5 protein-coding genes are annotated in these 13,642 nt (G+C 46.2%); 4 read left to right on the top strand and 1 reads right to left on the bottom strand.

Features of this window, described 5'->3' with window-relative positions; all coding sequences use genetic code 11:
• A partial coding sequence (locus IX95_RS08090; protein ID WP_051912506.1) for a T1SS-143 repeat domain-containing protein occupies positions 1 to 8,744 on the top strand: 8,744 nt, incomplete at its 5' end.
• Between the two features lie 69 nt (positions 8,745 to 8,813).
• Here IX95_RS08090 and IX95_RS08085 read toward each other — a convergent pair.
• Positions 8,814 to 10,142, bottom strand: coding sequence for an anaerobic C4-dicarboxylate transporter (locus IX95_RS08085; protein ID WP_021458206.1), 1,329 nt, complete (start codon positions 10,140 to 10,142; stop codon positions 8,814 to 8,816).
• Positions 10,143 to 10,561: 419 nt separating this feature from the next.
• Here IX95_RS08085 and IX95_RS08080 point away from each other — a divergent pair, with 419 nt between their 5' ends.
• The 3 genes from IX95_RS08080 (at position 10,562) to vpsB (ending at position 13,614) form a co-directional block, all read left to right on the top strand.
• Positions 10,562 to 11,026, top strand: coding sequence for a low molecular weight protein-tyrosine-phosphatase (locus IX95_RS08080; protein WP_021458205.1), 465 nt, complete (start codon positions 10,562 to 10,564; stop codon positions 11,024 to 11,026).
• A gap of 210 nt (positions 11,027 to 11,236) precedes the next feature.
• Positions 11,237 to 12,355: a non-hydrolyzing UDP-N-acetylglucosamine 2-epimerase gene (wecB, locus tag IX95_RS08075; RefSeq protein WP_038158530.1), complete on the top strand. Its 1,119-nt coding sequence runs from the start codon at positions 11,237 to 11,239 to the stop codon at positions 12,353 to 12,355.
• 17 nt (positions 12,356 to 12,372) lie between these two features.
• On the top strand, positions 12,373 to 13,614 hold the full coding sequence (gene vpsB / locus IX95_RS08070; protein ID WP_019276017.1) for a UDP-N-acetyl-D-mannosamine dehydrogenase VpsB: 1,242 nt from the start codon (positions 12,373 to 12,375) through the stop codon (positions 13,612 to 13,614).
• Positions 13,615 to 13,642: the final 28 nt, after the last annotated feature.

Raw genomic sequence — 13,642 nt, 5'->3', positions numbered from 1 at the left:
ATGAGAATGACTTAGCCAGTGGCACTAGCCCAGACGCGACACGCGTGAGCAAAGAAGGAGATTTCACTACGCTTGAAGGTGCGGATAAGGTAGTGAGCTACGAGCTTGACCTGACCACCAACCCGATTGATGGCCTGACTTCTCAGGGCAAAGCGGTGACGCTCTCTGAATCCATCGATGCGAATGGTGTGGCGACGTACACGGCTTCCAGCGTGGATGGCGATGTGTTTGTGCTGACGTTACGCCCTGATGGCAGTTACACCTTTGAGCTGAAAGGTCCGATTGACCATGACGCTAACAGCGACAGTGAACGCCTTGATTTCACGGTGGTGGCGACCGACACCGATGGTGACACCGACCGCATTACTCTGCCTGTGACGATTGGCGATGATAGCCCGAACATCGCATCGGCTGAGGCGTTAATCCTCAATGAGAATGACTTAGCCAGTGGCACTAGCCCAGACGCGACACGCGTGAGCAAAGACGGAGACTTCACCACGCTTGAAGGTGCGGATAAGGTAGTGAGCTACAAGCTTGACCTGACCACTAACCCGATTGATGGCCTGACTTCTCAGGGCAAAGCGGTGACGCTCTCTGAATCCATCGATGCCGATGGTGTGGCGACGTACACGGCTTCAAGCGTGGATGGCGATGTGTTTGTACTGACGTTGCGCCCTGATGGTAGCTACACCTTTGAGCTGAAAGGTCCGATTGACCATGACGCCAACAGCGACAGTGAACGCCTTGATTTCACAGTGGTGGCGACCGACACCGATGGCGACACCGACCGCATTACATTGCCTGTTACGATTGGCGATGATAGCCCGACAATTCGCTCTATTGACCCATCAAGCACGTTTGTCGTTGATGAAGATGACACGGCAGCAGGTTCTGATTCGTCTGGTGCAGTCGCCGTTGCGACAGGTAGTTTTGTCACCTCACAAGGGGCTGATGGAGTTGTTGCCTATGAGTTGGTAAATATAGCTGATACACAAAATGGTCTAACGTCTAATGGGCAAGCCGTTACGATTTCTGAGGTGAATGGCGTTGCCGGCGCGACCACTTATCAAGGTGTGGCTGGCGGTCAAGTGATCTTCACTTTAGTGCTGTCTGACAACGGTGATTATACTTACACCCAATTCAAAGCTTTGGACCATGCACAAAACAGCGATACGTTGACCATTCCGTTTGATGTGGTTGCGATCGATAAAGACAACGACACTTCACCAGCTGTCCGCTTGCCAATTGAAGTTATTGATGATCAACCTGTACTAACGGGATCGACAGGGGAAACATCTGTCGACGAAGATGACCTAGCGGGTATTGGCTCGGATCGCTCTGAAAACACCACGATTAATGGTAACTTCGTTATCGCTGAAGGCGCTGACAGTGTTGTGGAATATGAGTTAACTAATGCAGATGATACGTTAGATGGCTTGTCTGCTGACGGCGAAGCGCTTGAGTGGGCTGCTGTCCAAACCAGTGGCACGACGTTCACTTATACAGCAATGACTGAAAATGGTCATGAGCCAGTATTTAGAATTGTTTTTGATACATCAGACAACAGCTATCAATTTGAATTACTTAAACCTCTTGATCATCCAGACGGTGCGGGTGAAAACAGCGTCCAAATAGACTTTACAATCAAAGCGACAGATTTTGATGGAGATGAGTCAGCTGAGATTACTCTACCTATTACCGTCGTCGATGATGTTCCATTGTTGACTGACCACTCGATTTCTAGAGTTGAAGGCAGTGGTTTCAAGAGAGTGAATATGTTTGAAGCCTCCACTGATAAAGGGGCTGATGACGCTGCTATTACGATGATTGAAGGGACTACAGACGGTACTTCAGTGATTAAATTTGGTGGTGAAAATGGTACCTATGTCGATAGTGTCGATATTCAGTCTGGCAATCAAACGATCAAAGTTTACGAAGAATATGATACTGGTAACGGAACAAGAGATATCCGCGAACTGGGTGAGTTGAGAATCAACTCTAATGGTGACATCCGTTTCAAAGCGTACGATAACCTAGAACATGATGGTGATACGTTTGAATTTAGTATTGACGTGACTGCGACGGATGGAGACAAAGATACCTCAACGGCGCAATTGGATCTGACCATCGTCGATAGGAAAGCGTCAGCAATCGCTCTCAAAGTTACGACTTTCGAAGAATCTGGTCGTGATCCGTCGATTGACTACGATCCAAATAATCCGAATACCGTTGATACCGCTAACGTTCAGGATAACCAGAGCGGTATCACGGGTCTTGACTCTCCAACACAGATTTTGCTTCAAGCGAATTTGTATGATGCGGATAACAACGAATCTATCGGTGGTATGACGATCAAGGCGGGAGATCACCACGGTACCTTCTACTACTTTGACGGCAGCCAATACGTCGAACTTGAACCAAACAACAGAGGCAAAATCTACATTGATGGCTCTTTGATTGATCAGACATCGAGTGTGAATGGTGATGGCGATCAAATCACCACGATCACCAACCTGTATTTTGTACCGGACAGAAACTACTCGACCGATGAATCAGGTATCCAGATCAAGTACCAGCTTGAAATTGACAACGATGGTACGTTGGATCATAAGCTGAATTCGAGCTTCAGAATTGAAGTGGAAAGTGTCGCCGATATTGCCACCTGGGATGATGCCAATAGCACCTACGAATACACGCTAACAGAGGATGGTGCTCATCAGACGCTCAACTTGAGTGCGGTGACACAAGATACCAGTAATCCAGAGACGATTACGTACCGTCTTGAAGTGACTCAAGGTCAAGGCGAGTTTGAGTTACTGGATGCATCAGGAAACGTCATTGCAGAGTCATCTCCAGGCGTTTATCTGATCAGCTCTGATGACATCAACAGTGTTCAGCTAAATCCGAGGGATAACTTCTCTGGTGCGATTAAGTTTGACGCAAAAGCATTGACCGAAGAAAGCTCCAATGCTGGTTCTGGCAAAGAAACTGCCGAGTCCGTTGTGCAAGAGCTGGTATTCAATGTCACGCCAGTAGCGGATGACAGTAGTTTCTCGGTCAATCGTATTTCCATTTTTGAGGATAACGCAGCGAGTCAGAACACAGTCGATCCCGATACCGATCATGAACCGTTTACACTCGATAAAGTCATCACGCTCAATTCAACGGCTGACATCGATACTCCGGGAGATACTTCTGAAGTCCTGTATGTCCGTTTATCTGATTTCACTGACGAAAATGGTCAGCCGCTAACTGGTTTTGAAGTGCGTTGGGTGGGTTCAGGTGATCCACTACCCCTGATTACTGATGTTAGTGGTAGCTACTATGAGATTGCACAATCTGACTTAGACAAAGTCGAGATTCAGCCACCTCTGCATTCCAACGAGAACTTTACCTTTGAGGCGACAGGTGTGGTGAAAGATACCGCAACGCTTGGCGATGGCTCTCAGGTTACCGATGTGGTCGAAATGGGGGCAGGTAAAACCGTTCATGTGTCTGTAAAAGGTGTCGCTGATATCCCTTACATCCCAGATGTACCAGATGTTCCTGACACTGGTGCTGAGCTTGATACTTGGTACAGCTACACAGACGGTAATGGCAATGCAGGTGCGCAGGTTGTCATTAATGAAAACTCCAGTATTGAGCTGAGTTTTGCCGTCCTGTCGGGTGAAGAAAAAGATGGTGTCAATGATAACTCTGAATCGATAACGGTACTTCTCTCGGATATTCCTGATGGCGTTCAATTGTACGACAGTAATGGTGGTGCAATTGACTTGGTATATGTAGGTAGTGATGCTAATGGCCCTATTTATCAGGCCAATATTACTCAAGAGCAATACAATTCAGGTATTACGGTTGAACCGCCAAAACATTCGACGGAAGACATTAACATAACGACGAAAGTTATCGTTACGGAGAATGACGGCCACATCAGAGAAGTTGACGGCAGTATTCTGGTTAAAGTTGTTCCTGTTATTGATGCCGGTGGTAGTGATGACGCTTACAGTAGGACTTCTACAGGTAACGAAGACAGCTTTATCGTCGTCCCTTGGAATCTGCAAAATGCAGAGAATCCTGACAGAGCACCAGATACCAATGATCGTGATTATGAGTTCGTCTCATCCATTACTATTTCAGGTTTCCCTGAAGATGTTGAGATTACGATTGATGGCGTTCCAGTGGCTAACTACACAGGCGGCACCGCGATTTATGATGATGTTACCAATACATTGACGATCACTGGGTTGGACGAAAACTCCAGCCAACCTGTCGTGCGTGTTAAGCCGCCAGAAGACTCTAGCGTCGACATGAACTTACAGACCAAATTGGTCATCGAAGAGCATGACGCCGATAATAATGGGGACAGTGTTACCCCTAAAGAAGTGACGGGTTCACTCACCGTTGTGGTTAGGCCAATTGTTGAGAGTGATGGTGATCTTCAGGTTAAATCTAATAATGCTGTTGTTACCACGATTGACGATGCAGATGGTCGTATAGACTTCACTATCAACGATCAAAATGGTGATGCGAATGTTATTTTCTTTGAAGATCTTGATCCGAGTTCGGATGAACTAGTCAAAGAAGTGGTGGTTCGTTTTGTCGGTATTTCAGGCGATGATTTGGATCAACTGTTCGTCACAGGTGCTGTGAATAATGGCGATGGCTCTTGGACAGTCACTGACGAAGAAAACTTCAGCATTGTCGCCCCTGATGGCCTAAATTACACCGATAGTAATGGGTTACCGAGCAGTACCTTGACCGTTGAGTTTGTCGCTCAGGTTTACGATAAAGGTGATGAAAACGAGAATGGCCCAGTGAGTCAGAAATCGACCACTGTGGATCTTACTTTCCCGAATGATGTTATTGATCAAAACAGCGAAGCTGCGGTTATAGAGCAAGTGACGACTCCAGACGCCATTATCACAGGAGTCGAAGACAACTACGTTGACCTTAGTAGTCAGATAAGCAATGTTGTCCAAATTGGTGTCGATGGTAGCAATGTGAGCACTGCGGATCATGTCGCGGACCAGTTCACCATTGTGATTGACCCGAACGATATTCCGGCAGAAGTAAGTGGTCTGAAGGTCATCGGGGCTGAGTACGATTTCGCCAATAATCTTTATCTGTTTGAGGCAACCATCAACCCTGACGGCAGTCTTTCTATTCCTGATGGCCTAAAACTAGAACTGCCTGAAGATTATGCAGGTGACTTCAACTTGCCTATTACCTTTGTCACCACGGATAAAGCATCAGGTGATGAGAATCGTGTTGAGCTTAATATCCCTGTCGCTGTGATACCGGTAGTTGATATAGCGCCGGGAGCGGGCGAGCAGGGGCAGCCTCTCGACAGCGATGTCACTCCTGAAATAAGCCTGAGTGCGACTTCAGTTGAAAAAGGCACGGGTACTCAGCTGGACGCTAATGCACTGGAAGATAATCTTATCAAGTTAGATCTTGATATTGATTTGGCAGATGTTCGCAACGATAGTCACCAAGGCCAAGAAACACTGACGAGAGTTGAAATCACGTTACCTGACTCTAGCTTGGGTTATTTCGCTGATGTGAATGGTGACCCGATCCAACCAGACAGCAGTGTGTTTGTCGTTGATTCTAACGATCCTGCGGTTATTCAGGCTGCATTGGATGGGTTGTACTTTGTACCTAGAGAAAACTATCCTACGGATAGCAGTGGTAATTCAATCTCCTTTACAGTGAAAGGCACGGTGGTTGACCAAACCACTTTTGATACCACAGGTACGACGCAAGTTTCCAATACGAGTAGTGAGCGCACCTTCACGCAGAACGTGGACATTGATATCACGCCAGTCCTGGATCCTGTCACTATGCCAACCGCAGCGGACAATATCGTTGTGGTTGGTAATGAAGATACCGACATTTCGCTCACTTCAGGTGGTTCTGGATTGTCGATCGCATTGAATGACACGGATGGCTCAGAGCAATTCCTTTCAGCCAAACTAACGGGTGTGCCTGATGACTTTACGGTAACCAGTACTTCGTCTGACTTTGTGGTTAAGAACAGTGGTGGTGGTGAATGGGTTATTCAATTGACTGACCCGAGCGTAACAGAAATCGATCTGTCAGCGATTTCGATTCGCCCAGCAGAGCATTTCAGTGGCACTGCCAATATTGGAATTACTGTGTTTACGCAAGAGCAACTGTTACAAGAGCCTACTGCACATCAAGGGCAATTCACCATTGATGTTACCCCTGTTGGCGATGTGGTAGACATTGACCCAATAAGCAGTGTGACTGGTAATGAAGGTGAGAATATCGACATTGCTATCAACGCGAGTATCGTTGATAAAACCGATCTGTTACCGGGTGATTCTGCTCAGGATCAGCCAGAAACATTGTTAATTACTGTTGAGCAAGTACCGGACGGTGCGACGATTTACTACCCAGATGGTGTGACACCTGCGACCAATCTAGGCAATGGTAAATGGGAGCTGCGTGTCGATGCTCAGGAAGTCGACAAGATTGTGTTTAATTCCGGGGATCACAACAAAGGAACTTGGAATGAAGATAGCCTGAAAGTTACCGTCCAATCGGTGGATAAAGATGCGGATGGCAATGAATATCTTGGTCCGACAACGAATCAGGTCTTTGATGTCGCCGTTGATGTTGAAGCGGTGAATGACCGCCCAGAGTTCAACAATATCGCTGATATTCAGACCGCAGAAGATACTGTCGTGGCGATTAAAGGCTTCACGGTGTCCGATGTGGATTCTAGCCTTGATGATCCCGATGCTGAATACACGTTGACTTTAAATGTAGATAGCGGCGAGCTATTCCAAAACACCACGATAGCAGCTAACAATGGGCTCACCGTCTCGGTGGATGCATCAGGCCAGACTGTGACAATTACGGGTAAAGTCGCTGACATCAACTCGGCTCTTGCTCAAGACCTTGTCACATTCAAGCCGGATGAAAACAGCAATGATTTGATCGACACTGATGGCGTTAAAGTGACGGCCCACATCGACGATCAAGGCAACGTGGGTTCGGTGGATGCTGCAAACCCAGATACCTCAAACACCAACGAAACGTCATTCGTTATTCATGTCTCTGAAGTGAATGACGAGCCTCAAGCTGGTGATCTTGACCTAGGGGATATTCTTGAAGAAGGCAGTATTCAGATCACCGCCGCGCAGTTGATTGCCGCCAGCAATGACATTGATGGTGATGATTTGGTGGTTAAGTCAATCTCTGTCCCCGCAGAGCAAGGTACACTGATTCTTAACCCTGATGGTGTTTCTTGGACGTTTATGCCAGCAGATGACTTTAATGGTGATGTGTCCATCAGCTATACCATTGAGGACAATGGTACAACGAAAGGGGTCAATGACTTCCTTCAAGATACAGGTACGGTTTCACTGTCTGTGATAGGGGTAAATGATAAGCCTGAGATTGATGTGGACGACATTACGACCATCATCAATGAGTCTTCGGGCCAGTTGATCAGCGGAATCTCCGTTAGTGATGCAGACTATGTCGATGCATTTGCTAATGATGCTATGACTGTCACGCTCAGTGTCGATTTTGGACAGCTGAATGTAACCATACCTGCGGGCTCTTCTATCACAGCGACTCCGTCGTCAGGCAGTTCAATTACATTGACGGGCACTATTGGTGAACTGAATGCCCTGCTGGATTCTCCATCTGCCGGCACAGGTGTAACCTTTGATGCGACGCACGCCCCATCTGACAGCGTGATGCTCACCATTACTGCAACGGATTCAGGCAACCCTTCAGGCATGGTGATGTCGGAGACAACGCAAAAACCGATCACGATTACGCCTGTTGCCAACGCGCCAACTCTATCGATTACGCCAGATAACAATTATGTGAAGAACATTAATGCCAGCCTTACAGCAAGCAATAATGGTATCGCTCTACTGGGGATCGTTGCGGCACTCACGGATGTCCATGAAGCTCTATCTCTAGAGTTGTCGGGACTTCCTGCTGGATCAACGGTGGAAACATCGTCAGGAACACTGGTTCCAGTGGACGGTAAAGTTGTTGTGCCTACAGATGATATTGATAGCGTCTCTATCGTCGGTGCACAGGAAGGGGCACATACCATTCAATTGACAACGGTGTCGACTGAAACGGATAGCTCTACGGCTGAATCAGCACCTATTGATATCAACCTTAACGTGACCAATGATATCTCCGATATTGATGTTTCTTCCTCTAGCCAAGATAACCAGCTATTGGGAAGTGACGAAGGTATCGAGTTGCAGGCGGGTTCCGGTGACGACCGAATCGAAGGAGGAACTGGCAATGATACTCTCATCGGTGGTGCTGGCGACGACACCTTACTAGGCGGCGCTGGTGACGATATTCTTGATGGTGGTTTAGGTTCAGACATTCTGACAGGTGGAACTGGTGAAGATACCTTTATTTGGCATGAAATTGATGATGGTGCGACGGACACTATTACCGATTTCAGTATTGCTGAAGGAGATCAGATTGACCTGCGTGAAGTGTTACCTGAACTGAAGCAAGCTAATGTGGATATGGATACTTTACTGTCCCATTTGGATGCAAAGTTAGTTGATGGAGATGATATTGAACTTAAAGTGCACCCTGATGGCAATGGAAATGGAGAGCAAACTATTCTGGTGGAGGATTTAGGTCAACAAATTGACTTCAACAGCATGGATTCCTCGCAAATTATATCGACCTTGCTTGATCAGCACATTATCGTCCACGATCAGTAATTCTGGATAGAAAAGCGCCCTCAACCTCGTTCAGGCTAGGTTGAGGGCGCTTTGTTTTATCTCATGTTTTTAACCGATAACAACCTGGCCTAGCACGTACCCTAGGCAACATGCCCCAATCACACCTATCAAGCCGACAGACATAAATGAGTGGTTGAAATACCACTTACCGATTTTAGTTGTACCGGAAGTATCAAAGTTTACCGTGGCGATATCTGAAGGGTAATTCGGGATGAAGAAATAGCCGTAAACGGCAGGCATCAAACCAATCAATAGGGCAGGATCTAAGCCGAGCCCTAGACCAACAGGGAGCATCATACGAGCAGTCGCTGCTTGAGAGTTGACCACAACAGAGACGATGAACAGCGCCAAAGCGAATGTCCAAGGGTAGCTGGTCACCATTTCGACGATACCCGAACGGAATTGAGGCATGGCATATTTAAAGTATGTGTCGGACATCCATGCAATACCAAAGATGGCAATAGCTGCGACCATACCAGACTTAAAAACCACGCCGTTGGGGACGTCGCGGGGGTCGGTTTTGGTTGCCAGCAAGATTACACCACCAAAACACAGCATCATCATCTGGATAATGACGGACATTTTTATTGGCTTATCACCCTCAACAACGGTGCGTATTTCCGGCACCATCGCGATAATGACAATGGTTATGATGGAGGCAAGAAAGATCAGCACTGCGTTGCGAGCCGATGCAGGTAGCACTTCATCGAGAGAGGTAGCGGTTGTGCTCTCGATGCGCTTGCGCCATTCGGGATCTTTGAGCCTCGCTTGATATTCTGGGTCATCGTTCAGCTCTTTTCCTCGCTTCAGGCTATAGAGAGACATCAGCAGAGTACCAAACAGCGTTGCAGGAACTGTCACCATCAGGATGGATAGCAAAGTGATGTCATGCTGAATATCGGCAAGCTGAGCGAGGTAGTAGACCACAGCCGCCGATATAGGTGACGCGGTAATCGCTATCTGAGAAGCCACCGAAGATGCTGCCATAGGTCGCTCAGGGCGAATACCATTTTTTAATGCTACATCGCCGATAATAGGCATGATGGAATAGACAGCGTGGCCGGTACCTAAGAGAAACGTCATTGAGTAAGTGACGAAAGGGGCGATGAGTGTCACGCGTTTGGGATTTTTGCGCAGAAGTCTCTCTGCCACTTGCAGCATATACTTCAGGCCACCAGCAGCTTCCAAGATAGATGCACAGGTTACCACCGCAAGGATGATCAACATGACCGTCACAGGTGGCGATGTTGGTGGCATCTTAAAGATGAAGACCTCGATCACCAACCCAATTCCTGATACGACACCTAAACCGATACCACCATAGCGTGAACCGATATAGAGCATTAACAGCAGGAAGAGAAACTCAAAATACAACATAGAGCAATTCCTTAAAGTTATTGTGGATAATGACATTGTCAGAAGCTGACGGATAATTTCTTCGCTGATGGTCACACAATACAGATGAGCAAAAATGGAAAGTGCTTTCTAAGACGTTGCTCACAGGGATATCAATGCAACTTACTGACAGTTAACAATAATTTCACACAATTGGAACGCTATAGATAAGTAGCAGCTAAGTTGTAATGTGCTTTTGGAAAGTCGTTCTTCTTAGTAGAAGAATGGATTTGCATACAAGTGTGGCGGATTATAATTGGAATAATAACTCAAATATTGTTTAGCAATTATTTTATATACTCAAAATTGAGACAACTTAGATTACATCAATAAGATAACCTATAGCCGATTTATAGTTTGGAAAAAATATATATAAAATTTGGTTAGTCGTTATGGAAAGTATGCCTTCGATCCTTATTGTTTGTATGGGTAATATATGCCGATCACCACTTGCTGAAGTTGTTCTGAAAACAAAAGCACAGCAGCGTGGCTTAGTACTCAATATTGCCAGTGCTGGAACTATTCGAGATCAGGTTGGCAACTCGCCAGACAGACAAGTTCAATCATTAGCGAGCCAGCACGGTTATGACCTGAATGGTTTGACTGCAACACAAGTGACGAAAAATGATTTTTCTAACTATGACATGGTGTTAGCAGCAGATAAGGCAAACTTGGCTGCGTTATATGACCTCTGCCCTAGGGAGTACAGAAACAAACTTGCGTTGTTTCTTTCGTATTCCGATGTTGATGAAAAAGAAATCCCCGACCCATATAAAGGGAGTCAAGTTCGTCACCAGAAGGCCTTTGAGCTGATTGAACAGGGAAGTGACGGTGTACTCAATTATATTACGTCAATAGCGGCATAAATTTAATTTTTCCAGTTATTAAAAATGAGACATATCAGAAGAACTGTTTATTAATTGATATTGAGTCTTTCTTATATATAAGGCTCATTTTTTATCTTTGTATTTATTTTCCTATTGTCTTGCCGGGCTCAGGTTCGGTTGGGTAAGTATTATTTGAATTTTTATCGATAGCGATAAATGACTCTTGGCTTAATTCAGGGAACAAGTGTTGTGAAAAAGGTTTTGATTACGTTTGGTACGCGACCAGAAGCAATAAAAATGGCGCCTTTGGTTCATCAAATGAAAAGTGATTCTCGATTTGAAACCAAAGTATGTGTAACTGGGCAGCACAGAGAAATGCTGCATCAGGTATTAGAGCTTTTCCACGTCGAACCGGACTATGACCTCGATATTATGGAACCGGGTCAAACACTGACAACGGTGACAACCAAGATTTTAACGGGGATGGAAAAGGTTCTTAGCGAATTTAAACCTGATGTTGTTTTGGTTCACGGTGACACGGCAACAACTCTGGGTGCGACGCTCGCCTCGTATTACCAGCAAATTCAGGTTGGCCATGTTGAAGCTGGTCTTCGAACTGGAAACATCTACTCTCCATGGCCTGAAGAAGGGAACCGAAAACTTACAGGTTGCCTAACGAAATTCCATTTCGCGCCCACAAAAACCTCTTTACAGAATCTGGTTGATGAAAACGTGCCTGCCACGAATGTTCATGTGACGGGTAATACGGTTATCGATGCGCTGTTCATGATCCGCGACAAGATTGAAAACGATTCAGATCTTAGAGCGACACTAGACAGTGTGTTCCCAATGCTTGAATCCGACAAGAAACTGATTCTGGTGACTGGTCATAGAAGAGAGAGCTTTGGTGGCGGCTTTGAGCGTATCTGTCAGGCGCTGTCTGATACGGCATTGCGTCATCCAGATTGCCAGATCTTGTATCCGGTTCATCTAAACCCGAACGTACAAGAACCAGTCAATCGCTTACTCAAAAACATTCCAAACATCCATTTAGTGGAGCCTCAACAGTATCTGCCATTTGTTTATCTGATGAATAAGGCTCACATCATATTGACGGACTCTGGCGGTATACAGGAAGAGGCTCCATCTCTCGGCAAACCCGTTTTGGTTATGCGAGATACCACTGAAAGACCTGAAGCTGTGGAAGCGAGAACGGTCAAACTGGTAGGTACGGACAGCGATTTGATTTGTCGCGAGCTCACTCAGCTTTTGACTGATCAAACAGCCTATGAATCCATGAGTCAGGCCCACAACCCGTATGGTGATGGGCAGGCTTGTCAAAGAATTGCAGATATTTTAGCGCTTTAAAGATTAAGGAACACACAATGTTTAACAAGGTTTCAGTTGTAGGCTTAGGCTATATCGGCTTACCAACAGCTGCGGTTATTGCTTCACGCGGAATTGAAGTTATTGGTATTGATGTCAATCAGCATGCGGTGGACACCATCAATCAAGGTGAGATTCATATCGTTGAACCGGATTTGGATATCGTTGTTCGCAGTGCGGTAATGACAGGTAAACTAAAGGCAACAACCGTTCCTGAAGCAGCCGATGCGTTTATGGTTGCGGTTCCAACACCATTTAAAGGTGACAACCACGAGCCTGATTTGAGTTACATAGAAAGTGCCGCAAAGGCAATTGCACCAGTGCTTGAAAAAGGCAACTTAGTGGTATTGGAAAGTACGTCACCAGTGGGTGCTACTGAAAAAATGGCTGGCTGGTTAGCAGAAGCTCGCCCTGACCTGACGTTCCCACAACAAAGCGGAGATGCTGCTGATATTAAAGTTGCACATTGCCCTGAGCGGGTATTACCGGGTTATGTTCTACAGGAATTGGTGAGCAACGATCGCGTGATTGGCGGTATGAGCGACGCCTGTAACAAGCGTGCCGTTGAACTTTATCAAACCTTTGTGCGCGGAGAATGTATTCTTACGAATTCTCGTACGGCGGAAATGGCTAAACTGACTGAAAACTCATTCCGCGATGTGAACATTGCATTCGCCAATGAACTGTCTCTTATTTGTGAAAAGTTGAAGATCAACGTTTGGGAATTGATCAAACTTTCTAATCGCCACCCACGTGTGAATATTCTTAACCCGGGTCCGGGTGTTGGTGGACACTGTATCGCTGTCGACCCATGGTTCATCGTGAACAGCTGTCCAGAAGAAGCGAAAGTGATTGCGACAGCTCGTGAAGTGAATGATGGCAAGCCTCATTGGGTGATTGATCAGGTTAAACAAGCTGCAGATGAATTCAAAAAGCCCGTAATCGCTTGTTTAGGCTTAGCGTTTAAAGCCGATATTGATGATCTGCGAGAAAGTCCAGCACTGGATATCACAACAAAGCTTGCCAATGAGGATGTGGGGCAGGTGATCGCTGTCGAACCTAACATTTCTTCGCTGCCGGAAAATCTGGTTAAAGCGGGCGTTGAATTTATGGATCTAGAACGTGCTCTTGAAGTGGCGAATGTTGTTGTGGTCCTTGTCGATCATAAGCAATTTAAAGCCGCAGACAAACTCGCTTTCAGCAAGAAAGTGGTCATTGATACAAGAGGTGTTCTGGCGTGATATGAATCAGAGAGTGAAGTGGCTCAGT

Origin of the sequence: Vibrio sp. B183 (assembly GCF_000740665.1) — a bacterium.
In the GTDB taxonomy this organism is placed as follows: domain Bacteria; phylum Pseudomonadota; class Gammaproteobacteria; order Enterobacterales; family Vibrionaceae; genus Vibrio; species Vibrio coralliilyticus.
The sequence above is the reverse complement of the archived record's forward strand: the minus strand, read 5'-3'. Positions and strand labels throughout refer to the sequence as shown.

Coding starts and splice junctions, on each gene's coding strand:
- IX95_RS08080 (WP_021458205.1), top strand. CDS start 10,562: ATGCCTTCGATCCTTATTGTTTGTATGGGTAATATATGCCGATCACCA.
- IX95_RS08085 (WP_021458206.1), bottom strand. CDS start 10,142: ATGTTGTATTTTGAGTTTCTCTTCCTGCTGTTAATGCTCTATATCGGT.
- vpsB (WP_019276017.1), top strand. CDS start 12,373: ATGTTTAACAAGGTTTCAGTTGTAGGCTTAGGCTATATCGGCTTACCA.